General features: G+C 58.5%; 20 protein-coding genes. 8 read left to right on the top strand and 12 right to left on the bottom strand.

Annotated features, from left to right (window positions below; translation table 11 throughout):
• Positions 1 to 3: 3 nt before the first annotated feature.
• The 3 genes from F8B91_RS12935 to F8B91_RS12945 are packed head-to-tail and all read right to left on the bottom strand — an operon-like array spanning position 4 to position 3,154.
• Positions 4 to 639, bottom strand: a complete 636-nt coding sequence (locus F8B91_RS12935; RefSeq protein WP_196504270.1) for an acetyltransferase — start codon at positions 637 to 639, stop codon at positions 4 to 6.
• Positions 636 to 1,235 (bottom strand): sugar transferase, encoded by a 600-nt coding sequence (locus F8B91_RS12940; RefSeq protein ID WP_196504271.1) that lies wholly within the window; start codon positions 1,233 to 1,235, stop codon positions 636 to 638. The genes F8B91_RS12935 and F8B91_RS12940 overlap by 4 nt, the downstream gene beginning before the upstream one ends.
• Entirely contained in the window at positions 1,235 to 3,154 is a 1,920-nt protein-coding gene (locus tag F8B91_RS12945; RefSeq protein ID WP_196504272.1) for a polysaccharide biosynthesis protein, read from the bottom strand. Before F8B91_RS12945 ends, F8B91_RS12940 begins: the two co-directional genes overlap by 1 nt.
• Between F8B91_RS12945 and F8B91_RS12950 the strand changes: the two genes are divergently transcribed.
• The 3 genes from F8B91_RS12950 to F8B91_RS12960 are packed head-to-tail and all read left to right on the top strand — an operon-like array spanning position 3,141 to position 5,377.
• Complete coding sequence (locus F8B91_RS12950) at positions 3,141 to 3,404, top strand: hypothetical protein (RefSeq protein WP_196504273.1); 264 nt, start codon at positions 3,141 to 3,143, stop codon at positions 3,402 to 3,404. The genes F8B91_RS12945 and F8B91_RS12950 overlap by 14 nt on opposite strands.
• Positions 3,405 to 3,437: 33 nt before the next feature.
• A complete protein-coding gene (locus tag F8B91_RS12955; protein WP_196504274.1) occupies positions 3,438 to 4,745 on the top strand; it encodes a lipopolysaccharide biosynthesis protein in 1,308 nt (435 codons plus the stop codon).
• On the top strand, positions 4,745 to 5,377 hold the full coding sequence (locus F8B91_RS12960) for a class I SAM-dependent methyltransferase (RefSeq protein WP_196504275.1): 633 nt from the start codon (positions 4,745 to 4,747) through the stop codon (positions 5,375 to 5,377). Before F8B91_RS12955 ends, F8B91_RS12960 begins: the two co-directional genes overlap by 1 nt.
• Here F8B91_RS12960 and F8B91_RS12965 read toward each other — a convergent pair.
• From F8B91_RS12965 to asnB, 3 genes are read right to left on the bottom strand one after another with little or no spacing between them, the layout of a single operon-like run.
• Positions 5,323 to 6,609: a hypothetical protein gene (locus tag F8B91_RS12965; protein ID WP_196504276.1), complete on the bottom strand. Its 1,287-nt coding sequence runs from the start codon at positions 6,607 to 6,609 to the stop codon at positions 5,323 to 5,325. The two genes, F8B91_RS12960 and F8B91_RS12965, sit on opposite strands and share 55 nt — an antisense overlap.
• Complete coding sequence (locus F8B91_RS12970) at positions 6,606 to 7,679, bottom strand: glycosyltransferase family 4 protein (protein WP_196504277.1); 1,074 nt, start codon at positions 7,677 to 7,679, stop codon at positions 6,606 to 6,608. Before F8B91_RS12970 ends, F8B91_RS12965 begins: the two co-directional genes overlap by 4 nt.
• A complete protein-coding gene (gene asnB / locus F8B91_RS12975) occupies positions 7,663 to 9,585 on the bottom strand; it encodes an asparagine synthase (glutamine-hydrolyzing) (protein ID WP_196504278.1) in 1,923 nt (640 codons plus the stop codon). Before asnB ends, F8B91_RS12970 begins: the two co-directional genes overlap by 17 nt.
• 174 nt (positions 9,586 to 9,759) lie before the next feature.
• Here asnB and F8B91_RS12980 point away from each other — a divergent pair, with 174 nt between their 5' ends.
• Positions 9,760 to 10,878 (top strand): glycosyltransferase family 4 protein, encoded by a 1,119-nt coding sequence (locus tag F8B91_RS12980; protein ID WP_196504279.1) that lies wholly within the window; start codon positions 9,760 to 9,762, stop codon positions 10,876 to 10,878.
• Here F8B91_RS12980 and F8B91_RS12985 read toward each other — a convergent pair.
• The 3 genes from F8B91_RS12985 to F8B91_RS12995 are packed head-to-tail and all read right to left on the bottom strand — an operon-like array spanning position 10,865 to position 12,859.
• Entirely contained in the window at positions 10,865 to 11,323 is a 459-nt protein-coding gene (locus F8B91_RS12985; RefSeq protein ID WP_196504280.1) for a DoxX family protein, read from the bottom strand. The two genes, F8B91_RS12980 and F8B91_RS12985, sit on opposite strands and share 14 nt — an antisense overlap.
• A 2-nt stretch (positions 11,324 to 11,325) precedes the next feature.
• Positions 11,326 to 12,618 (bottom strand): flavin monoamine oxidase family protein, encoded by a 1,293-nt coding sequence (locus F8B91_RS12990; protein ID WP_196504281.1) that lies wholly within the window; start codon positions 12,616 to 12,618, stop codon positions 11,326 to 11,328.
• Between the two features lie 4 nt (positions 12,619 to 12,622).
• The gene (locus tag F8B91_RS12995) at positions 12,623 to 12,859 is read right to left on the bottom strand and encodes a hypothetical protein (RefSeq protein WP_196504978.1); all 237 of its coding nucleotides are present in this window, start codon (positions 12,857 to 12,859) and stop codon (positions 12,623 to 12,625) included.
• A 108-nt stretch (positions 12,860 to 12,967) separates the two neighbouring features.
• On the opposite strand from F8B91_RS12995, the gene F8B91_RS13000 reads away from it, so the two are divergent.
• From F8B91_RS13000 to F8B91_RS13015, 4 genes are read left to right on the top strand one after another with little or no spacing between them, the layout of a single operon-like run.
• Positions 12,968 to 14,224, top strand: a complete 1,257-nt coding sequence (locus tag F8B91_RS13000) for a DUF3422 family protein (protein WP_196504282.1) — start codon at positions 12,968 to 12,970, stop codon at positions 14,222 to 14,224.
• A gap of 51 nt (positions 14,225 to 14,275) precedes the next feature.
• A complete protein-coding gene (locus tag F8B91_RS13005) occupies positions 14,276 to 16,699 on the top strand; it encodes a GcvT family protein (protein WP_196504283.1) in 2,424 nt (807 codons plus the stop codon).
• Positions 16,696 to 17,622, top strand: a complete 927-nt coding sequence (locus F8B91_RS13010; protein ID WP_196504284.1) for a phosphotransferase family protein — start codon at positions 16,696 to 16,698, stop codon at positions 17,620 to 17,622. Before F8B91_RS13005 ends, F8B91_RS13010 begins: the two co-directional genes overlap by 4 nt.
• Positions 17,623 to 17,631: 9 nt before the next feature.
• Complete coding sequence (locus tag F8B91_RS13015; protein ID WP_196504285.1) at positions 17,632 to 20,076, top strand: GcvT family protein; 2,445 nt, start codon at positions 17,632 to 17,634, stop codon at positions 20,074 to 20,076.
• On the opposite strand, the gene F8B91_RS13020 is transcribed toward F8B91_RS13015, so the two are convergent.
• The 3 genes from F8B91_RS13020 to F8B91_RS13030 are packed head-to-tail and all read right to left on the bottom strand — an operon-like array spanning position 20,077 to position 24,459.
• Positions 20,077 to 20,832, bottom strand: coding sequence for a DeoR/GlpR family DNA-binding transcription regulator (locus F8B91_RS13020; protein WP_196504286.1), 756 nt, complete (start codon positions 20,830 to 20,832; stop codon positions 20,077 to 20,079).
• Between the two features lie 22 nt (positions 20,833 to 20,854).
• A complete protein-coding gene (locus tag F8B91_RS13025; RefSeq protein WP_196504287.1) occupies positions 20,855 to 21,889 on the bottom strand; it encodes an ABC transporter ATP-binding protein in 1,035 nt (344 codons plus the stop codon).
• Positions 21,889 to 24,459 (bottom strand): GH116 family glycosyl-hydrolase, encoded by a 2,571-nt coding sequence (locus F8B91_RS13030; protein ID WP_196504288.1) that lies wholly within the window; start codon positions 24,457 to 24,459, stop codon positions 21,889 to 21,891. Before F8B91_RS13030 ends, F8B91_RS13025 begins: the two co-directional genes overlap by 1 nt.
• Position 24,460: the final 1 nt, after the last annotated feature.

Raw genomic sequence — 24,460 nt, forward strand, 5'->3', positions numbered from 1 at the left:
TTTTTATTTGCGTTCCATTGGCCGCGCCGGATTGCCCACCACGGTCACACCGGGTGCCACGTCTTTCGTTACCACCGCACCCATGCCGATTACAGCGCCGGCACCAATCACCAATGGCTTGTCATGCGAGCCTTGCCGCAACACAGCGCCCGTGCCGATATAGACATCATCACCAATGATCACCCGGCCATTGCAATTCACCCGCGGCCCGAAGGTGACGAAATCACCGATGCGGCAATCGTGCCCCACATAAGAATAGATGTTGAGATGGAATTGCTGTCCGACACGGATATTCGCGGTCATCAGCGCCTGGGTATAGATGAGTGCGCCTTCACCCAATTCCACATCGTCATAGGTCATCGAAGTCGGCGCATGGATTGAAATGAAACTTGCGCCCGCCGCGTTGATCTTGGCGGCGAGCTTGCGGCGCACCACGCTGCTGGCGATCGCAATGGAAAATTTGCGGCCCTGATCCAAAGCGTCTTCAAAGCTCATCACCAGGCTGCCATTCACCGTGCGGCCCTGCTTATCGCCATCATCATCGACATATACGATGTCGGCCGCAGGGAAGGCCTGCTTGACGAAAGGCAGCACTTCGCGCCCGCCATCCGCACCGTAAATCGCAATGCGTTCGGTCATGGGCGTGCACTTCCCTTGAAAGCCGGCATGGTGGCATGGCCCTCCGCCGCCACATCCTTGCTGAGTAGAACTGAGGTAAACGTCTTCACCAGGATGCGCAGATCGAGCCAGAAGCCTTGCGTCTCGACATAGCGCACATCAAGTTCCAGCTTTTCATCCCAGCCCAACGCATTGCGGCCATTCACTTGCGCAAGTCCGGTAATGCCGGGGCGCACATTGTGGCGCAGTGCCTGCCGTGCAGAATAAAGCGGAAGATAGGAAACCAGTAAGGGCCGCGGGCCAACCAGGCTCATGTCGCCGCGCAAAATATTCCAAAGTTCCGGCAATTCATCCAGGCTCGATGCACGCAACATTTTGCCGAAGCGCGTAAGGCGCTCCGCATCGCTGCCATCGCCATTCTTCATGCTGCGGAATTTGATCAGCGTGAACACTTGGCCACCGCGTCCGGGTCGCGCTTGGCGGAAAAGAACCGGGCGGCCCAACTTCATTGCAACCAACAGCGCCACGACCAGCAGCACCGGGCAAAGCAACGCGAGAAGCACACCCGCAACAACAAGATCGAAAACGCGTTTGCCGCGATAGCTCCCGGCAGGCATCACGCCGCTTCCATCACGGAAGGTTGAATCTCGCGCACATCATCGCCCGCGCGCCACGCCAGTTCCATGGTTAGGATCACCGCATCATCAATGCGTTCGGCATCGAGAAGTGCATTCAGCTTCTTCAATTGCGCGGCCAACGCGGAATAAGGCATGAAATATTCTTTGCTGCGCAGGATACGGCGGTGCGTGGTGGGCGAAAGATCATGCCCGATCTCCAGCTCCTCATACATTTTCTCGCCGTCACGCAGGCCGGTATATCGGATTTCAATATCGCCATCCGGCATCTCAGGTGTTTTCACCGTGTGGCCGGCCAGTTCGATCATCGTGCGCGCCAGTTTGGAAATCTTGATCGGCTCTCCCATGTCGAGCACCAGCACTTCGCCGCTGCGCGCCAGACCCGCGGCTTGCAGCACCAGTTGTGCGGCTTCAGGGATCGCCATGAAATAACGCGTCACGTCAGGATGCGTCACCGTCACCGGGCCGCCCTTGGCAATCTGGTCGCGGAAGATCGGCACCACGGAACCATTGGATCCCAGCACATTGCCGAAGCGCACCATGCAGAACAGCGTCTTGGAATCGCGCCGTGCTGCAAGCGCCTGCACGGTGAGTTCACCCAGCCGCTTGCTCGCACCCATCACACTGGTGGGGCGCACCGCCTTGTCGGTGGAGATCAGGATGAAGCGCTGCACCTGCGCTTTCATCGCGGCCTCGGCCAGAATGCGCGTGCCGTTCACATTGTTGCGGATACCGGCCTTGGCATTCTCCTGCACCATGCGCACATGCTTGTAGGCGGCAGCATGAAACACAATGTCGATAGCGATGCTGCGGAACAGGGCCTCAATCTGCGGTGCTGATTTCACATCACCCAAAACAGCCGTCACCTGCAGGCCCGGATGCTGCGGTAGCAGCTTCTCGATCTCGCGATGAATTTCAAACAGCGCAAATTCTGATGCGTCCAGCAGCACCAGATGCCGCGGCCGGTGCTTCAGGCATTGCCGCACCAGTTCTGAACCGATCGACCCACCAGCCCCCGTCACCAGAATGGTCTTGCCACCAACAGCGAGTGCAATCGTGGCCAGATCGGGCGACACTTGCTCGCGCCCCAGCAGATCTTCGATCTTCAATTCGCGGATGGCGCGCGCGGCGGAACGGCCTGCGGCGAGATCATTCACATTGGGCACCAGCTTGGTGGAAAGCCCCTGCCCCACCATCATTTCAAAAAGGCTGCGCAGGCTTTGGCCCGGCATATCGGGATTGGAAATCAGAATCTGGCGTGCGCCATGGCGGCGCTTGGCCTCGCCCACTTCGACAGTGTCATAGACACGCAAGCCCGCCAGCTTGCGCCCAACCAGTGTATAGTCGGTGGTGATGAAGGCCACCGGCACATAACGCCCGCCCTGGCGCAACGCATCAACAAGCTGCAGGCCTTCGCGGCCCGCGCCATAAATGAAAACCGGAATCCGCTCTTGGTCGCGCAGCGGCGATACCGGCGTCTGCAGCAGATAAACTGCAAGGCGCCGCGTCGCCACCAAGCCCAGCGTGGCAAAAACCGGATAGATGCCCAGCATCGACCGCGGCAATCCGCCGAGATCGAAAACATGCAGATACATGAACCACAGGGCAGCAGCGAGAACTTGCGAAGCCAGGATGCCTTGCTCGCTGCGCATCGAATGCCCGCGTGAAGCTGTTTTGTAAAAGCCCATCAACGCCAGTGAAAAAATCGAAAACATTGGGCCCGAAAGATGCAGATGCATCGTGCCATCCGGCGGCCACATATCAAACGGCACGCGCAGGAAGCGCGCGGCCATGATGGCGGCCAACACGGCCGCAACATCCGCAGCAAGGATAACACTGATCTTCAGCGGCGTCGGCAGCAGCGTCAGATAGACAAGCAACTTCGGAATGCGGCGCGGCATTCAGGCTTTCCCAATACGCATTAAAGGCGGCGATGGCTTGCCATTCCGCGGCCCAGAAAAATTTTCAAATCTGCTCATCGTCAAGTGGCCCGTCGGCGTTTTTGCGTTCAACCTGGCGCCAACCATGCGTATGATTCACTTGGTCGATTCGGCGGCACCGGCTTTGGATTACAACCGCAAGCTTGCACCAAAGCGGTTCAATCCTGGATTGCATCTAGTTGAAAACCGCTTAAAAGTTGCAGCCGTGTAAGTTCCTGCGTCTCCCTCTTGAAGCCTTTAAAAAATGCTCCGTGACTTGATCAATTCGACCATCCAGCTACTTCGGCTGCTCGTTATACGCGCCGGCGGATTGCTGTTTCTGTTTCTCGCCAATGTGATCATCTCACGCAGTTTCGGCGTCGATGTACTGGGCCAGTTTCAATATTGCCTCGCCCTCGTCATGATCCTCAGCACTGTAGGCCGCTTGGGCCAGGATCAGTTTCTGCTGCGCGCGGCAGCACAAGCCAAGGCGCAGGGCGATGCAAACTCCATTACCGTAAAACTGGCCTCCTCTCTCACAGCGCTTGCTTTGCCACTGGCTGCGGCAACGCTGGCGCTGATCGCTTGGTTGCTTGTGATGCAGCCGGCGGCACCTGGCCGCGTGGCGATGCAGATCGTAATGGCGCTCACCATCTTGCCGCTCGGCATATTGATGGTGACCAGTGAAACCATGCGCGGCGCGCAGCGTGTCGAAGCGTCAATGTTCCTGCAATCTTTCCTGCCGCAAGCGCTGTTTCTCGCTGCACTCTACGCGCTGGTGCAATGGGGCGGCGTGCGCAGTGCCTGGATTGGTGCGGCTTATGCGGCCTCCTTCGCCGCCAGCGTGCTGGCCACGTTCGCCTTCTGGCCCACACTCGCACATGCCAAAAGCGGCGGCGTGTTCCGCGCGACGCAGCAGGCCTGGGCTGATGGACGGCACTTCTGGCTCGCCGCATGCCTCAATGCAGGCACCGCCTGGATTGATATTCTGGTACTCGGCCTCATTGCGGGAGCCACTGATGTTGGCATCTATGCCGCCATCATCCGCACCGGCGCGTTGATCGGCACCTTCATCATGTTGGTGGCAAACCCGGCAGTACCCAAACTCGCCATGCTCTACGCGCAGAAAGACATGAAGCGATTCATCAGCACCTTCATCACCTACCAGGCGCTGTTCGCGGCTTCTGCCATTCCCATCGCAGCTTTGTTTCTGATCTGGCCACAGAATGTCCTGAAAATTTGGGGTGGCGAAGTCACCAGCGCGTCCACCGCCTTCATGATTTATGCGGCCTTCCAGATCTTGCAGCTGTTCCTCGCTTTGCCCGGCCAACTCATCGCCGTGATGGGATTGGAACGCGAGCTGTCGCGCATCAATGGTGTGGCCTTCGTGCTGAAGGGCCTGTTGCTGGTGGCAGGCTATAGCCTCGCGGGGCTTGAAGGTGCAGCACTCGGTGCCGGCCTTTCTTTGCTCATTGGAAACCTGCTCTGCGCCGGAAGCTTCATCCGCCAGTTGCTGCGCGACGGTGCTTTCGGCAGCAAAGCAATTGAACTGCCCCATGCGAGGAAAGTCTGATGGCGATCACTGACAAGAATAAGGTTCTGAAAGATCTGAAGCAGCGAGCCGAAGTCAAAATCGAACTCGGCTGCGGCCCCACCAAGCAGGACAAGGATGCCCTGGGTATCGACATTCTTGATTATCCCGGCGTGGATTTGATCGGTGATGTCTATGAGGTGCTGAAGGCTTTTCCCGCGTCATCGGTGGATTCAGTCTATGCCCGCCATTTCATTGAACATGTGCCGGACGTGATCATGCTGCTCGATGAGCTGGAGCGCATCGTGAAACCCGGCGGCACGCTGCATTTTATCGCACCCCATTTCTCCAACCCGTATTTCTATTCCGACCCCACCCACAAGACCTATTTCGGTCTCTACACGTTCTGCTATCTGGCGGAATGCAAACTGTTCAAGCGCACTGTGCCCAATTACAAACGCGAACTGCGTTTCACGGTGACGGATGTGAAGCTCGGCTTTAAATCATCCAGCGCCTTCCCGGTGCGTTATGCATTGAAGCGCATGTGGCATTACATTTTCAATGCCACGAACTATCTGCGGGAATTTCATGAGGAAAACCTGTGTTACCTCATCCCCTGTTATGAAGTGGAATATTTCCTCACGCGCCGGCCATCATCCGCACCGGCGGTCTGAGCCCGTTCACGCAGCAAGCTTGACATCAGGAATGGCAGGAAGCTGATCCACACGGCATCAAAAGCATCCAGCACTGGATTGAAAGCATAGGCAATATAGGCACCCAGCACGCCCACGATGAGCGCGCGCTGCTTCGGTTGAAGTTGGCTATAATGACTGAACACGCGGATCACCGGCGTGACATAGAGCCAGAGCAACAGGCCGCAGGCCAGCACGCCATAACGAAACAGCGCCGCAATATAGGAAAGCTCATAGCGCCACGGCGTGACCTCATCGCGGATCACCGCGACGGAACTTCCCAGCCCATTGCCGATCACGGGGTGTTTCCAGAATCCTTCCAGCAAGGAATAAGTCTGGTCCACGCGCGCCATTTCGTCATAAAGCGAAAGCGTGTCCCAGCGTTCCGACAGCATGCTTTGCAGCGACAGATAATCAAATGCATACATGATGGAGCCGGCCACCAGCAAAGCACACAATGAAACCAGCGCGGCAATGCGCGCCTTCATGTTGGATACGAAAACCAGCTGGTTGATGACAACCGCAATCACAATGCCAAACAGGATCGAGCGCCGCCCAGTGGCAAGAATGCCCACCGCGAAAATCAACAGCACCGCATTGGCCAGCATGGATTTACGCTCGAGCAAGTGGATGGCAACAACCGGTGCCGAAAACAGCAGGCCGCTCACCGCGCTGGAGGCAACGCGCAACGAATTGAGATCGGTATTTTCCACTTCGTAGAAATGCGGCATGGGAACCGGCAGCAGGCCGGCAGATTCCAGCAACAGCCCCATCGAATATGCTAGACTAAGCCACGCCGCCGCAAAAGTCGCATCGCTCAGCAGGTTCAAATCTTGCCAGCGCAGATTGCGCAGCATCAGCCACCAGTAAAGCGGAAACACGATATGCAGCGGCACCAGATAGCCCAGTTCAAACTGACCTATGGCACCATTCGAATAGGGAATACCCAAATAAATCGCGCCCAATACCAGGATCACGACGACGGCCAGATCGGAAGCATCAACTTGGCGGATGCCGCGCATCCAGATCAATGCGATCAATGCCGTGCCGCCAAACAGCTTCACCCATACAAAGGCGAAAGGAAACGCCAGGCACGGAATCCAGAAGGCCAGGAACAGCCATTTGAAAACGATCGGCACCAGCGAAGGCTTGGTGCCGCCGGACTCGTAAGAGTCAAAGCGCACCGGCCCCTGTGCGATGCCGGGTCTGTTCATGACGTCAGCCCCCGCATCAGCGCCACCAGCCGCGGTCCCGTCACTTGCACTGAATATTCACGCGCCACCTTCTTGCGCCCCGCAGCGCCCATGCGTTTGGCGAGAGCTCGGTCTTTCAGGATCGTGCCCAAGGCATCGCGCCATTCCTGCGGCGTCTCTGCCAGAAAGCCATTCACGCCATGTTCCACAATGCTGCGGTTCACACCCACGGGTGATGCCACCACGGGCAACCCGCAGGCCATATATTGAATCAGCTTATAGCCGCATTTGCCACGCGCAAACGGGCTGTCATCCAGCGGCATGATGCCCACATGCATCGCCTGAATATCCGCCACTTCTTCGCTCTCGCGCCAGCGCGCATTACAGATGAAGTCAATGCCATCGGCCTGCGCACCAGCGCCCACCACTTTCAACGTGGCATCATGCGCGGCACAGGCATTTTCCAAAACATCCAGCTTTTGCTTGACGAAATTCCAGGTGGAAGGCGAGCCGATCCAGCCAATCGTCTTGCGCTCCGGTTGCCGCGAAAGATCAAGCTGATATTCATCCGCATCAATTACCGTGGGGATCACGGCAACATTGTCGCAGAACTGCCTTGCATATGAGGCCAAGTAATCATTGCCCGCCACCACAAGACTGGCCTGGCGCATCACCGGCTGCAACTTGCGGCCCAGCAGAGCGCGAACGGCTGAAGAAGCATGTCCGTCATACTGATGGAAAATCGCATCGTCATAATCATAAACCAGCGGCACCCCGCTCAACCGCGCCAGCCGCTCGACAAAGCCCGGCAGGTACGGAAACAACTCGCAATAAATCCAGATCAGATCATGCCTGCGGCTGGCCAACACTTGCGCCACGCGCACGCCATAGCGGCTGATCATTTTCGCCGCCGCAGAGCCACGGCCCTCGAAGCGCGCCTGCAATTGCGCATTCTCGATCAACGAGAAAACCTCAAGCTCAAAGCCCGCCGCTTCCAGCTGGGGAAAATATTGCAGCAACCTTTGCCGCGTGGATGCAGCAAGGTCGCCATACTTGGCAAACACGGCAATGCGCTTAGAGGCCTTGCGCATTGATCCAGCTCTGCAACATCAGAAGTGTCCAGATATGCGTGCCGGTTACCCCAGCCGCATCGTTTTGAAAGCCGGCCCAGATGCGCCGCACTTCCTGCACGTTGAGAAGCCCGTCGCGCTTCAACCGCGCTTCGCTCAACAGATCTTCGGCCCAAGTTTTCAGCGGCCCGCGCAACCAGGTATCCAATGGGACGGCAAAACCGCGCTTGGGCCGGTCCACCAAATCTTGCGGCACTTTCTTGTAAAGCAACTGCCGCAGGATCCATTTTCCGCGCCCATCGCGCCAACGCATATGCTGCGGCAAGCGCCAGGCAAAGACGGCAATGCGCGGGTCAAGGGCCGGGATGCGCGTTTCGAGACTCACTGCCATGGAAGCGCGGTCCACCTTGGTGAGAATATCACCGGGTAGATAATTCACTGTATCAGACCAGACGAATTGATCGAGGCTGTCGGTAAAGGCAGGTTTCTGCGGCGCCCAGCTTTCGGCAATTTCCGTTCCATCCTTCATCAGCGACAGCGGCTGCCGCCACCGCGCCAGATAGGATGAAAAAATCTCCTCGGCATTTTCCGCCCGCAGCAAATGGCTGGAATGGCGCAACTTGCGCCGCAGGCTTTCGGGGTTCACGCCTTGTGGCACCAAGGGCGAAAGTACTTTCGCCGCAGCCCCCACCACAAAATCCGGCAGATGCGGCACCAGTTTGGCCAATGAATGGCGCATCGGAATGCGTTTCATCGAAGCCCAGGCCTTCTGCGCCAAAACATGCCGGGCATAACCGGAGAACAATTCATCACAACCATCACCTGATAAAGCCATTGTCACTTTTTTCCGGGCAAACTGGCTCACCAGAAAGGTCGGCACCTGCGAGGCATCGGAGAAAGGCTCGTCGTAAATTTCGCCCATGCGCTGTGCGGCATCCAGGGCCATCGCATCCGTCAACAGCAGCGTTTCATGCCGGGTGCCCAGATGCCGGGCCACGGCACTCGCATGTTCAGCCTCGTCGACGGACTTGTCAGTATGCCCGATGCAGAATGTATGCACCGGCTTTGAAAGCAACTCCTGCATATAGGCGACCACCAAGGATGAATCGATCCCGCCGGAGAGAAACGCGCCCAACGGCACATCGGACATCAGCCGTACCCGCACCGCATCCTTGAACAGCGCGTCCAATTCTTCTAGTGCCGCATCATCATCAGTGAACTTGTTGGCAAGCCCGGCTTCCGCCACTTGATGCAAATGAAAATAAGGCGTCACCACCGGCGCCGCTCCGCGCTTCCACTGCAACATGCATCCAGGAGGCAATTTCTTCACACCGGCAATGATGGAATGCGCGGCGGGCACATAGCCTTCCCGCAAGTAAGCGGCTACTGCAGCCCGGTCCACTTCGCCGCGCAAGGCCCGCACCGAAGTCAGCGCGCCAAGCTCTGATGCAAAGCCGAACATGCCGTCCTGCAATCCATAGAGCAACGGCTTCTCACCGAACGGATCACGAGCCAAAGTCAGCTCCTGCGCGCGCATCTCCCAATGCCCAAAGGCAAACATGCCGTTGAGCTTCGGCAGAACCGCCGCAACGCCCCAATGGGCAATCGCTTCCACTAAAGTTTCAGTATCGGAATGCCCGCGCCACTTCACTTTTTTCTCGCGCAGCAAGGCGGCGCGGAGATCGAGATGATTATAGATTTCACCATTATAGGTGACGGCATGGTGCCCATCGGCAGAAAGCATCGGCTGATGGCCCGCCGCAGTCAGGTCCACCACGGCCAGTCGCTTGTGGCCGAAATAAACCCCGTCCTGCTCCCAATGGCCTTCGCTGTCGGGCCCACGATGGCTGAGGCGCTCGATCATCTTTCTGGCGCCGGCAAGCCGCGTTCCCGTCCGCCCGGCGATCAAGCCCGCAATACCGCACATTTCAAGTCTCAAACCTCTTCAGCTGATTCTTTTAGCCAGCGGAGCTTGCGCCGGGCCAAAGCCCGCGCCATAAAAACAATCGTCAGTTGCGCCGGTATTGCACCGCTGTACCGTCATCGTAAATGGATGAAATTTCCTTCATCTTGTTTTAAAATGGTTTGGCGCAATTCCTGATTGCGACTTCCCGACGCGGCATCGGAACCACCTGTTGTGCGAGATCTGAAAATACTGGCTTTGACGTCCTATGGCCGCCTCGCGGCCAGCAGCCGCTTGCGCATGATGCAGTTCCAGCAGCCATTGGCCGATGCCGGGATCCATGTCGATCATTCGCCCTGGCTTAGTGATGCGCAATTGGCCCGGCATTATGCTTCGGGCGCGCGTTATGGCCTGCGCGATGTGATCGTTCCAAGCCTGCAGCGGTTGGCGCGCATGTGGCGGGCCGGACACTATGACGCGATCTGGCTGCAAAAGGAGGCCTTCACCTATCTGCCCTGGCCGCTCGAACGCCTGGCTTGGGCAGGCCTGCCACCGGTCGTCGTCGATTATGATGACGCCACCTTCCATTATTACGACATGCACCCCAATCCCAAGGTGCGGGCGCTGCTTAAGACAAAGATTGACCGAGTGATGAGGGCCGCGGCCACCGTGGTGGCCGGCAATGACTATCTCGCGGCGCGCGCATGCACGGCGGGGGCAAAAACCATCGTCACCATACCCACCGTGGTGGATGCGGCACGCTATGTGACGAACGCCAAGTTTTCGGCGGCTCCGGAGTTCCGCATTGGCTGGATCGGCAGCAAGACCACGACGAAATATCTTAGAGCTCTGGCACCAGTCCTGGCCCGCGCCGAGCGTGAGCTGGGTGCTGAAATCGTCACCATAGGCCCAGGCAAGGTCGAGATCGAGGGCACGCATCCGACAAATATTCCGTGGACGGAGGAAACTGAGGCCGCTGAACTTGCGAAACTCTCGGTCGGCATCATGCCGCTGGATGATACGCCGTGGGAACGCGGCAAATGCGGCTACAAGCTCATTCAATACATGGCCAGCGGCCTGCCCACCGTGGCATCGCCAGTGGGCGCCAATACCGGCATTGTGGACCATGGCAAAACCGGCCTGATGGCCTCAACACCGGATGAATGGTTCGAAGCCCTGCGCAGCCTGAAGGAAAATCCAAAACGCGCGGCAAGCCTCGGCATGGCCGGGCGCGCCGTGGTGGAACAGAAATTTTCAATAGCCGCCGTGCTGCCGCAACTGGAAGCAACCTTGCGCGCTGCAGCTAGAACGATTTGAACCAAAGCCGCCAACGCTCAAGCCCCACCGCATAAAGCGTCACCCACACCAGAACCGGCTGCGCCAGCAAGCGCGGAATATGATAGGCCAGCCCCAGTTGCGGTTGCGCCAGCGCCATATCCAGAAACGCATGGTGAATATTGGCCGGATAAACCGCAACCGCATAAAGCGCCAGCCCGATGCCCGCTGACTTGCGCAGGCGCGGCACCCACAGGCCCACAGCGCCTGCCAATTCGCACAGTCCGGTGAACAGGATCACCGCAGAGGGCCAAGGCACCCAATCCGGCGTGATCATGATAAAGGGTGCAGGCAGCAGAATGTGAAACACGCCAGCGGTCAAATAGAACAACGAAAGAAAAATGCGAAACCCCAGCCGCCGCCGCTGTGCGCCAGTCGAATCCGTTTGCACCGTATCTGTCACAACTCCAGGAGGCGCGCGCTTCATGGCTATTTTGCGCTCTGCAGCAGAACCCAATCCGCCGCCGCCTCGCCGGATTTCACGGCCCCCTCAAACCAGCCCGCTTGATCAGGGGCATAATCTGATGACGCAAAGGCCAGCCGGCCAAACGGCTGCCATGCCGCAGGTTCAAATGCCGGACCCAGATCAGCAGGCATAGCCACCCAGGTGCCGCGCGCATAGGGATCGCTCACCCAGTCGTGCCAATCATACGAGATGAATTCAGCATTGGGCGCCAGCTTCTGCAATTGCCCGCGCACCCAATCTGCATCACCGGGATTCGCATCATTCAGCTGCAATCCAAAGCCAATCAGCATCACGCTGCCATCCGGCCCTGCACGCTCGGCCAGCAGTAACTCAATCCCCTGACCATCGCCGGTGATCAGCGTGCCCAGTGGAACACCGCGTGCCTTGATCCATACTTTGAAAGAGCAACCGCCATGCTTCTGTGCAATCGCCAGTGCGCGCGGAGATGGCAAAGCGGGAGAGAAGGTCATCGCATTCATTACGTTGATGCTGGCCGCAAGGATCACACGCTCCGCCTGCAAAAGTTCGCCACTGACCAGTGTGACGGAGACCTTGTGCTCATCCTGCGTGATGCCCACCACAGGGCAGGACAGGCGCAAATCAGCTCCCGAAGCCTCCAGCATCAGCTGCGCCAGCAAGGCCATGCCCGGCACCACCGTGTCGCTCCAATTGTCGATCATGTTTTCAGCCAGCCCGCCGCCATAGGCGCAGCTCGACAAAAATTCCGAAGCAGCAACACTGTCATGCGCACCATTGCCAGAAACTGACCACCATGCGTCGAACATGTGCCGCGTGGCAGGTGGCGGGGCAACGCGCTCCATATAGGCAGCATAGGTAATGCCTAGCAGAGGCCGCCCCAGCTCATCTTCCGCCATGCCCTTTTTGCAAAGCACTGCATCAGCCGCCACCCGCGTCAGCGCTTTCTCATGTGCGCGCCGTTCCTCAGCAGAAAGCATATGTGCGGCACGCACATTGCCCTCCCGCAGACTGAACCGCTGCGTCAGCGCCGCACGTGGCCGCAGAGAAAGCCCCAGTTCAGCCACCAGCGCGCGAATGCGATCATGATAAGGCGTGATCCACGACCCGCCATATTCCAGCAACGCATCATTTGGCGCGCCCGCATAGGCCTTGCTGAACGCCCGCCCACCAATCCGGTCCTGCGCTTCTAGCACCACACATTTAATGCCGGCCTTGCCAAGCTTCAGCGCAGCGGCGGCCCCAGCCATTCCAGCTCCGATGATGACAACGGACTTCATCTCGTCACGAAGCCGAGAACTTCACCGTCACACCGCGCTTCCGAAAATAGGACTCCATCAGCTTTCTACCAGCGCGATTGCTCTGCGCCAGCTTGGCCGGATCGAACACCGCTTCTTTCAAGCCCGCCCGCACCAAGGCCGCCTTGAGCGCTGCGATATGCAAGTCGATCTCGTCATTGTCCGCCTTGAAGGATTCATAAATGCGGTTTGTTGCCTCTTCCACGGTCGGTTCGCTCACGATAACACTCCTGTTCGGTGGCCAAGCGCTTACCACATTTTCGAGGCAGAGATGCAACACTGCGTCATCTAAAGCACTTGTCTGCGCAAAATCTCGTGCCAAGCTTCTGCGATGGACCATGATCTCCGCCAGTCCCTGAACGATGAGCTGCACGGCCGCACCGGCCTGGCGATCACTGCGCCCACGCGCATCACCCATCTGGCCTTCACCATTGACGAGGGCGACGCTGCCCCCTGGGAACATCTGGTGGCCTTGACCGCCCTTCTCGGCCTGCCGCCGCCGCAGGAAGCGGCACTTCATCTCCACATGAAAATCCCCGGTGGTTTGGTGCGCTTTGAGCGACATGGCGAGTTCTACCGCCTCGCGGTGATTGCCGAAGGCAAGCAGCCCTCCGGCAGCGAAGCGATTGACCTGTTGCCGCCCGCCTGGGTCGAAGGATTACCTGGGCAACGTCTGGTCGCCATCCACACTCATCTCATCAGTGCACGGACGAAATCGCCTGACGATGCTGAGCTGATGCGCCTGTTCGGCCATGATGATCTGGCGGCAGCCAGCGTGGCGCATGGCGATGCGCAGATCTGGACGGATTTTCGCATCGGGCCTGATAGCTTTTCGCGCTGGCTGGTGCAGGACAAGGGCCTGCCGCCCTTGCGCCTCGGCCGCGTCATCCGCCGCATCCATGAGATTGAAACCTACCGCATGATGGCGCTTCTCGCGCTGCCACTGGCCCGCGCCGCGCAGAAGGAATTGCGCCCGCTGGAGCAGGAATTGCATGACGTGATCGCCAGCATGACCGAGGAAAAATCTGCCGAGCATGACGCCACTCTGCTGGCGCGCCTTTCGGTCGTAGCGCGCAAAGTGGAGGAGCTTTCCAACCGCACCAATTACCGCTTCGCCGCCACCCGCGCCTATGCGGCATTGGTCGAAAAGCGCGTGACCGAACTCAACGAAACCAAGCTGCGCAACTATCAACGCATCGGCGTGTTTCTGGATCGGCGCTTTAGCCCGGCAGTCGCCACCTGCAATGCCGTCACCGCGCGCATCGAAGGCCTGGCGCAACGTTCCGAACGCGCCAACAATTTGCTGCGCACCCGCGTGGACATAGCACTTGAAGGCCAGAACCAGGCACTGCTCCGCTCGATGGACAGGCGCGCACGGCAACAGCTGTTGCTGCAAGAGACAGTGGAAGGCCTCTCGGTCGTCGCCATCAGCTATTATCTGATCAGCATTTTGCAGAAAATGTTCGAAGCCGCCGGCGGCGAATGGGTGGCCGCCCATGAAGGCCTGATCAAGCTCATCGGTATCCCGGTCCTGATGCTCGGCGTCTGGCTCGCCATCCGTAGCCTGCGGAAGCGCGCAGGGAGTTAGACGCCCCCACAATTCTGTTGAATTATGCTCGAATATGTTGAATTTTGAGCCATGACTCAATTCTCAACCAAACACCTCATCATCGGTGGCGGCATCATTGGCTGCTCTATCGCCTATCACCTTGCAAAGAATGGCGAAAAGGACGTTGTCCTGCTCGAACGCGCTTCCTTGACCGAAGGTGCCACCTGGCATGCCGCGGGACTGGTTGGCCAGCTCCGCTCGTCCCGCAACACCACCCGCATGTTGAAGCGCTCGGTCGCCATGTATGACCAGCTGGAAGCCGAAACCGGCATGGCCTTCGACTGGAAAAAAGTCGGCAGCTTGCGGTTGTGCGCCACGAGCGACCGCATGCTGGAAGCCAAGCGCCTCACCACCATGGCGCGCAGCTTCGATCTTGAAATGCGCATGATCACGCCCGCCGAAGCCAAGGCGCTATTCCCCTATATCAATGAGAAAGATTTGCTCGGCGCCGCCTTCATCCCGTCTGATGGCCATGTCGATCCCGCCAGCCTGTGTCAGGCCGTGGCCGCCGGTGCGAGGAAGCACGGCGCGCAGATCAAGCAGGGCATTGAAGTCACCGATTTCAAAATCGAAGAAGGCCGCATCACCGAGATGCACACCTCGGAAGGCATCTGGACCGCAGATAATGTCGTCCTCGCCGCCGGCATGTGGAGCCGCGAACTCGGCCAGAAGCTCAGCATCCAGGTGCCCGCCTGCGCAGTCGAGCATCAATATATCGTCACCGAACCCTTGCCCGATATCGAACTGGTCAAACGCCTGCCCACTTTGCGAGACCCCGAACGCCTGGTCTATTACAAGCCGGATGCCGGCGGCCGCCTCGTCATTGGCGGCTATGAGGACGACACGCTGCCCTTCGGCAACAATGGCATCCCCGGCAGCTTCGTGCGCGAATTGCTGCCCGACAATATGGAGCGCTTCGCACCGCTTGCGGAACTGGCCGGCAAGGTCACACCGATCGTCAACGAGGTCGGCATCCGCCGGATGATCAACGGCCCCATCCCTTACTCGGCCGACGGCGATTTCGTCCTCGGCTGGATGCCCGGCTTCAAGAACCTGATGATGGCCACCGGCTTCCTCTACGGCATCGCCGCGGGCGGTGGCGCGGGCGAGATGATCGCCGAATGGATCATCAAGGGCCAGCCCTCACTCAATCTCTGGCCTTTGGATGTGCGCCGCTTCGGCCCGCATCACGGTGCACGCGCCTTCATGTATCCCCGCGCTGTTGAACATTACGCGCATCACTACAAGATGCGTTATCCCGGCCAGGAACATCAGACTGTCCGCCAGCTCCGCCTGTCACCGCTTTATCAGCGGCTGAACGAGAACGGCGCCATCTACGGCTCGCGCAATGGCTGGGAGCGCCCGCTGTGGTTTGCGCCCAAAGGCGTGGAGCAGAAAGACCAGCTCGATTTCCTCAATCCCGGCTGGCACAAATACGTGGCCGAGGAACACAAGGCCACCCGCGAAGGCGTGGTATTGATCGATCAAACCAGCTTCTCGAAATTCGAACTGATCGGCACCGGCGCGCTGCCTTTGCTGCAGAAAATCTGCGTCTCCAACATGGACAAGCCCGCAGGTTCGGTGATCTACACCCAGATGTGCAACGACTGGGGCGGCATCGAAGCCGATCTTACGATCACCCGCCTGGCCAAGGACCATTTCTACATCGTCACTGGCTCAGCCTTCGGCACGCATGACTCAGATTGGATACGCCGCCAGATGCCGGAGGATGGCAGCGTGCATCTGATCGACGTCACTTCGTCGCGCGCCGTCATCAATATCTGCGGCCCTAAAGCGCGCGCCGTTCTGGAACAGGTCGTGGAACAGGATGTCAGCAACGCAGCCTTCCCCTTCGGCACGGCCCGCAACATCACCATCGGCACAGCACCGGTGCGCGCCGCACGCATCGGCTTTGTCGGTGAACTGGGCTACGAACTCCACGTCCCCACTGAATTCGGCCTGCATGTCTACGATACGCTGCGTGAAGCCGGCGAGGAATTCAGTATCCGCGATGTGGGCTACCGCGCCATCGAAACCATGCGCCTCGAAAAGGGCTACCTCTATTGGTCCTCCGACATTTCGCCCGATTACACGCCCTACGAAGCCGGCCTCGGCTTCCGCGTCCATCTGAAATCGAAGGGTGACTTCCGCGGCCGCAAGGCGTTGGAAGCACAAGCAGCCAACGGGCCGAAGCGCAAGCTTTGCACTTTCGTTACCGACAAGGAACTGCCGCTCTATGGTGGCGAAACAATCCTGCAAGGCGACAAGGTTGTCTCCCTCGCCAGTTCCGCCGGGTTCGGCAATACGGTGCAGAAAACCATCATCTTCGGCTATCTCGACGCCAGCGAAGCGAAAAACAGAAATTTCGAAATCGAAGTCTTCGGCGACCGCCACAACGTGACTCGCGTTGATGGCCCACTCTATGATCCTGAAAATCGGAATCTCAAGGCATGAGCGAATATCTCCCGAAAGTCATTTCCATCCTGCAGAATGTGCCGGGCTTTGCCGATGTGAAGGCATCTGAAATAAAACTCACCCGCCTCGGCGGCCTCACCAATCTGGTGCATCGGGTCGAAGCACGTGGACAGAGAGTCGTCGTGCGCATTCCAGGTGACGGCACCGAGAGCTACATCAACCGCGCGGTCGAAGTGCATAATGCCCGCGCGGCCGAGAAGGCGGGCGTGGCACCCAATGTGTTGTGGGCCGATGCAGCTTCCGGAGCTTTGGTCACCCGCGCGCTTGATAATATCGAAACGATGACCCCTGCCCTGTTCAAGTCCCGCCCCGGCTCCCCTGCACGCGCCGGGGCGGCACTGGCCAAGCTGCATCGCTCTGGCCAAAGCTTCGATTTCCGTTTTGAACTCTTTGCGATGATCGATGATTATCTCAAAGTGCTCGCCACCAAGGATGTCGCATTGCCAGAGGGCTATCATAATGTGGTCGCCGCCGCGAAACCCATCCGCGAAGCACTGGAGAAAAGCGCGGTGCCGCTCGCGCCCTGCCATTGCGATCCGCTGAGCGAAAACTTCCTCGATGATGGCGCCAGGATGTGGATGGTCGATTGGGAATATTCCGGCATGAATGATCCGCATTGGGATATCGGCGATCTTTCCGTCGAAGCTGAAATGGATGACGCACAAGAAGCCGAATTGCTGCACGGCTATTTCGGCCGCACACCGACGCCCGCCGAAATGGGCCGCGTGGTGATTTACAAGGCCATGTGCGATTTGCTGTGGACGCTGTGGGGCCTCATCCAGCTCGCCGACAAAAATCCGGCCCTCGATTTCCGTGCCTATGCCGATGGCCGCTTCGCCCGCTGCCGCGCCTTGATGAACAGCCCGGCCTTCGCCGGCCACGCAGCCGCCATTTCGGCTTGAGGAGTTTCCATGACTGATCTTCCCGCCTCATCCAAAGTCGTCATTGTCGGCGGTGGCATCGTCGGTTGCTCAACTGCCTATCACCTGGCCAAACTCGGCGTTGAAGTGACTTTGCTGGAGCAGAACAAGCTCACCTCTGGCTCCACTTGGCATGCCGCCGGCCTCGTTGGCCAGTTACGCACCAGCGCCAACATCACCCAGTTGCTGGGTTACTCCGTCGATCTCTACAAGAAACTCGAAGCCGAAACTGGCCAGGCGACGGGCTGGAAAATGAATGGCGGCATGCGCCTCGCCTGCAATCAGGAACGCTGGACCGAGGTGAAGCGCCAGGCCACCACGGCGCATTCTTTCGGCCTCGACATGCAGCTGCTCACGCCGAAGGAAGCGCAGGCGCTCTGGCCGCTGATGAATGTGGATGATGTGGTCGGCGCCGCCTTCCTGCCCACCGACGGCCAGGCCAACCCGGCAGACATCGCCGCCGGCCTCGCCAAAGGTGCCCGCATGGCCGGCGCCAAGATCGTCGAAGGCGTGTCGGTCACCTCCGTCGAGATCGAGAATGGCGTGATCAAAGCCGTGATCACCAATCAAGGCCGCATCGCTTGTGGAAAAGTCGTGGCCTGCTGTGGCCTGTGGACCCGCGCTTTTGCCAAGTCTGTCGGCGTGAATGTGCCGCTGGTGCCGATGCAGCACCAATATATCGTTACCGAAAAGATCGAAGGCGTCACGCCAAACCTGCCCACTTTGCGCGACCCCGACCGCCTCACCTATTACAAGGAAGATGTCGGCGGCCTCGTCATGGGCGGCTATGAGCCGAACCCGGTCTATTGGGCCAAGGATGGAATCCCGGAAGGCTTCCACTTCACTTTGCTCGAAAACAATTTCGATCATTTCGAACCGATCATGGAACTGGCTTTGGGCCGCGTGCCAACCCTCGCCAATGCCGGCATCAAGCAGATGATCAACGGTCCTGAAAGCTTCACGCCCGATGGCATGTTCATTCTGGGCGAAGCACCGGAGCTGAAGAACTTTTTCGTTGGCGCGGGCTTCAACGCCTTCGGCATCGCCTCTGGCGGCGGTGCCGGCATGTGCCTCGCGGAATGGGTGGCCAAAGGCGAAGCGCCCTTCGACCTGTGGCCCGCCGATATCCGCCGCTTCGGCCGCCCGCATTTCGATGACGACTGGATCCGCCGCCGCACGTATGAAGCTTACGGCAAGCACTACACCATGGCCTGGCCATCGGAAGAACATCACTCCGGCCGCCCCGCGCGCAAGTCACCACTCTATGAAACGTTGAAGAATGATGGCGCAGTCTTCGGCGAAAAACTGGGTTGGGAACGGCCCAACTGGTTTGCCGATGTGAAAGCTGGCGAAGCGCAACACGATATCTACACCTACCAGCGCCCCAACTGGCACGCCGCCGTGGGCCGCGAACACAAGGTCTGCCGGGAAGCCGCCGTGCTGTTCGATCAAACCTCCTTCGCCAAATTTGCACTGAAGGGCCCGGACGCAGAAGCAGCCTTGAGCTGGATCGCCGCCAATGACGTGGCCAAGCCAGTAGGCGCGCTGGTCTATACCCAGATGCTGAACGACAAGGGCGGCATCGAAGCCGATGTGACCGTGGTGCGCGTGAAGCCGGACGAATATTACATCGTCACCGGCACCGGCTATGCCACCCATGATTTTGACTGGATCGCCCGCAACATCCCCAAGGGCATGAATGCGCAATTGTTCGACGTGACCAGCGCGTCCTCCGTGTTGGTGCTGATGGGCCCGAAGTCTCGCGAGATTTTGCAAGCCGTAACGCATGCGGATTTCTCCAAGGCTGCCTTCCCCTTCGGTACATTCAAGACCATCGGCATTGCCGGTTGCCCGGTCAATGCACTGCGCGTCACTTATGTGGGTGAGCTGGGCTGGGAGCTGCATGTGCCGATTGAATATGCAACGGCGGTCTATGCCGCCCTGCATGAAGCCGGCGAAAAATTCGGCCTGCGCAATGCCGGCTACCGCGCGATTGAAACTTTGCGTCTTGAAAAAGGGTACCGCGCCTGGGCCTCTGACATCGGCCCCGATCACACACCGGATGAAGCAGGCCTCGGCTGGGCGGTGAAGCTGAAAAAGAACATCGCCTTCAAGGGCCGCGAAGCTGTCACCAACCAGCGCGCCAAAGGCGTGAAAAAAATGCTGGCCACTTTCACGGCCGCACCAGAAGTGATCCTCTATGGCCGCGAAACCATTTACCGCAATGGCAAGCGCGCCGGCTGGCTCACCTCAGGCGGCTTCGGCCACACCATCAGAAAATCCATCGGCCTCGGCTATGTGCGCAACCCCGAAGGCGTCACCGCGGATTATGTACTCTCCGGCACTTACGAGCTGGAAGTGGCAGGTGAGCGGGTACCTTGCGAGGTAACACTCTCGCCGCTCTACGATCCGAAAATGGAACGCATCAAGGCCTGATCAGGCCACTTCGACTTTGAAGGGCTTGAGCAATCCGGCATAATCGGATGCAGGAGCTTTGTCAGTCACCACGCGTGACTGCGCCTTCAGTGTCATCATCGCCACCATCCCGGGCTTCTGAGTGGGGCGGAATTTCGAATGATCCACCGCCATGATGGTGCGGTCGGAAATCCCCTGCATCGCCTCGACAATATCGGCCTCGCATTGCTCATAGGTGAGAAACCCGCGCGCAGGATCGACACTCGAAGCCGACAGGATGCAATGATCAGCCCGCATCCGCTCGATGGTGGTGAAGGCCAGCCGATCAAACGCCGCGCCATCATGATCGCGCAACTGGCTGCCCGCCATGTAAACGCGGTTGCCCGGCACAGTGGCCAGCGTGCTCGCCACATAAGCAGAATTGGTGACGACGACGAGATTCTTCCGGATCTGCAAGGCCTGCGCGATGAAGCCGGATGTGGAACCGGTATCAATCGCCAGCGATGCGCCATCTGCAATCTGCGCCACAACCCGTGCTGCAATCGCCGTCTTCTCGGCGCGCATGATTTGCATGCGGGCATGAAATGGCGGGTCGGCCAGCCGCTCGGTGCTGACAATCGCGCCATGCACCTTGATGACTTTGCCTTCGTCCACCAGTGGCTTCACCACGCGGCGAATGGTCTGGTCGGAGACACCCAGAAGATCAGACAATTCGCCAACCGAGATCGATCCGCGCAAGGCCACGGCATTTTCGATCTTGTGGGAATACTTCGTCATTGCGGCATTCTAGCCGCCCGGTTCACTTGCGCAAGGCCAAGCCTTTGTCGTCGAACAGATGCAAATGATCGAGATCAAAATCCAGTGCAATCTTGCTGCCCAGCGCCAGCGGGTTGATGCCGCGCAGCGAAAAAGCCACTGCCTCACCAGTAGTCAGCTCCGCCTTGGCAATCGTCTCCGATCCCAGCACTTCACACTGGATGACTTTCGCCACAAGCCCGCTTTTGCCACCCAGGCTCACATGCTCAGGCCGGATGCCAATCGTAGCCACGGCTTTTCCCTGCGGAACAGCAACACTCTTCGGCAGCTTGAATGCGTCCTTGCTCAGATCGAGAAAATTCATCTGCGGCGTGCCGAGAAACCCGGCCACGAACATATTTGCAGGCTTGGTATAAAGCTCAATCGGCGAGCCCGTCTGTTCGATGATGCCATCGCGCAGCACCACAATCTTGTCGGCCATGGTCATGGCTTCCACCTGATCATGCGTCACATAAACCATCGTGGCCTTCAGGCGGTGATGCAGCGCCACTAATTCGCCGCGCATCTTCAACCGCAATTCGGCATCAAGATTCGAAAGCGGTTCATCAAACAGAAACGCCTTCGGCTCTTTCACAATCGCACGGCCGATGGCCACGCGCTGGCTCTGCCCGCCGGACAGCTGATGCGGCCGCCGCTGCAACAGATGCTGAATCTGCAGAATATCCGCCGCCGCTTTCACGCGGGCTGAAATCTCTGCCTTGGGCAGCTTCTGGTTTTCCAAACCGAAGCGCAGATTCTGTTCCACATTCATATGCGGATAAAGCGCGTAGGATTGAAACACCATCGCCATGCCACGTGCCGCCGGCATCAGATGATCGCAGCGCGCGCCATCAATGTGAATCTCGCCGTTGGTGACAGGTTCAAGCCCGGCCATCATCCGTAACAAAGTGGATTTGCCGCAGCCCGAGGGACCGACAAAAACCGTGAACGCCCCATCATCGATTTTCAGATCAACACCGTGGATCACCTCGGCGGTTTGAAAACTTTTGCGCAGGTTTTTAAGTTCAATGCTCGCCATTATTTCAGATCCAGCGCCCCGCCGCCTTTCAACCTGGCGCCAGCATAGCGCTTGCCCGAGACATGAACAGTCTCGGCATCGAGCGCGCCTTCAATCACGCTGAGCTTCAGCTTGCCCTTCTTGGAGATGAGTTCGCCCCAGCCCGTGCCGCTGGACCAGAACAGGCGGTAATCACCCTTGTCCTGCGGATCGAAAGACAGCGTCTTCGCCACCGCATCGGCATGAAAGCCATTCCACGCATTCACCAGCTGCCATGCTGACATCGAGCGCGCATAATATGATCCACATTCGATTTCATTGAACGGATTGCGGTTACTGCCATCATAACGGTCACGCACCGCCTGCACCACGGCCAAGCCCTCTTTCACCAAGCCATGCGCAATCATGTGCGAAGCCGAAGCATATTCAATCCCCGTCCACACTTCCTCGGCATAGGGTGCCGCCACATAAGGTTGGCGCGTGCCCTTCGGGTATGTGGCAATCAGCAAACCACCCTCATCCTCGAACCCATAATTGCGGCAGGGATTGGCATAGTCTCGCAAGCTGGCACGGAAATTATGAGTGAACACTGATTTCAATGCCGTCTTCACTTTCTTCTTGTCGAGGAATGTGCCGAGGCCCGCCACTTCAGCATGCCACACGCCCAGCATCTGGTCGGCAATGCAGCCCTCGCCGAATTGATACTTAACTTCTTGGTGTTCATCCGACCAATAGGCCGCCATGAAATCATCGGCCAGCACACCGGCTTTCAAACCCGTATCGAAAGGTTCAAGGATCGACTTGTCACCCAAATCAATCGCCTGGAAATAATATTTGCCGTTATAGAGTTCCTTGTCGATGTAAGCGGCACCGGTATTCGCCATCTTCGCGCACTTCGCTGCAAGCGCCGCATCGCTCATCGCCTCGGCCATATGTGAGCTGGCCATCAACGCGGCCACATACATGCTGGCCAGCCAACTATTGGGGCCGAACAATTCCATATCAAGTGTCTGATGCTGGCGACCGGAGAGAATGCCGGTCTGTTCCGGGTCCCACTTGTCGGGATTGTCCTTCGACCAAACATAGTCGAGGCCCTTCTTCACAAAACCCCAATTGCGCTTCAGCCATTCGGTATCGCCCGAAAGCCGCCATTCGCGATAGGTCTTGATCAGCGCACCAAAATGACCGTCCGCACACGGACCAATCACATCGAAGGCCGAGCCCAGCGGCAATTTCTGCCGGAAGGTCAAACCACCATGCGGCAGCTGATTATAGCGCCACTCGGAATCGCGCAGTGAACGTTCCAGCGCCGGGAACAGATGCGACAAAGCCTGCTGATAATTCCACACATGCGTGCAGGAACCCTCGCAAGACCCATCCTTGGTGTGCTGCCCTTCCCAGCCCCACAATGTGCCGTCTTCAAGGCGGATCACAGTCGCTGTTCGCAGCAAGGCCAAAGTGCCAGAAGCCGCATCGGTAATCTCAGCTGGCTGCGAAGACCCAAACAGCGCATCACGGAACGCAAAAGTGCGGCCCTGCAGCGAATCCCAATCATTCATCGCATCGCGCGCACTGGCCTGCGAATCCTTCCACTGTGTGCCGTAATAGTTGGTCCACAGCGGCGTCGGATCAGGTGGAATGGGTGAATCGGGCGAGCGGCGGAAGGCCCAATAAATATCACCTCTCGGGAAGCTCCATGAAATCACGAAGCGCACAATCTTGCTCTCATCCGGCGCCAGCGTAATGCGCGCCGCCAGCGTGGCGTGCTCCGGCTGCTTCGCCATATGCATGCTCTTGCGTGGCGCATCATAGCGCCGCTTCGGCAACGCACCTGCCTTGGCAAAATCTTTCCAGAACACGGTGAGATCATCAAACCACTGGCCGCGGAAGTGATAATCCTGATGCTCAACTTGCGCGGCATCAGTCGCGATGGTGAGATTGCCGCGATCAGCTTCCTTCACCTGATCGGCACTGGCCAGCATCAGCGTGGAAATGCCGTTCTCTTGATGGAAATCATGCAAGCCGGAATTCGCACCATGATTGGCCAGCGTGCCAGCCAGCGTGTAATCAAGCTTCTGCTTTGTCGTGTTGGTGATCTCATAAGCCAGCATCGCCACCGGCATCGAAGACGAGCGATCATCATGCGGAATGAAAGGCGAGAACGCCGTCAGCCGCACCCGCGCCGGCATGTTCTTGTCACTGAACACCAGATCAGCCGATGGAAACCGCCCGTAGAAATCCACCTTCTCACAATGTGGCAAGCCCACGAGGCTCTGGCGCATGGCACCATGGCCGAAGCCGTCAAACATCGGCCGCAGCCCCAATCCACCCGCCGGATTTTCATCATAGGGCCCGTTCAACACGCGCGCGTCAACCAGCTTGCCTCTGGCCTCAGCCTTGATGGCGAAATGCGAATAGCCGTTCCAGCTTTGCATATTGGGCTTGTTGCGGATCGACCAATCGGTGAAGCGCCCCGAACCCGAAATCGAAAATCCGCCAGAGCCAATGCCGCCCAGCGGAAAGCGCACATAGCGCGCGCGCTCCCCATTATATTTGAATCGCGGATTGATCTTCGACAAGTCCTTCGACATC

It is taken from the genome of Aestuariivirga litoralis (assembly GCF_015714715.1).
In the GTDB taxonomy this organism is placed as follows: Bacteria; Pseudomonadota; Alphaproteobacteria; order Rhizobiales; family Aestuariivirgaceae; genus Aestuariivirga; species Aestuariivirga litoralis_A.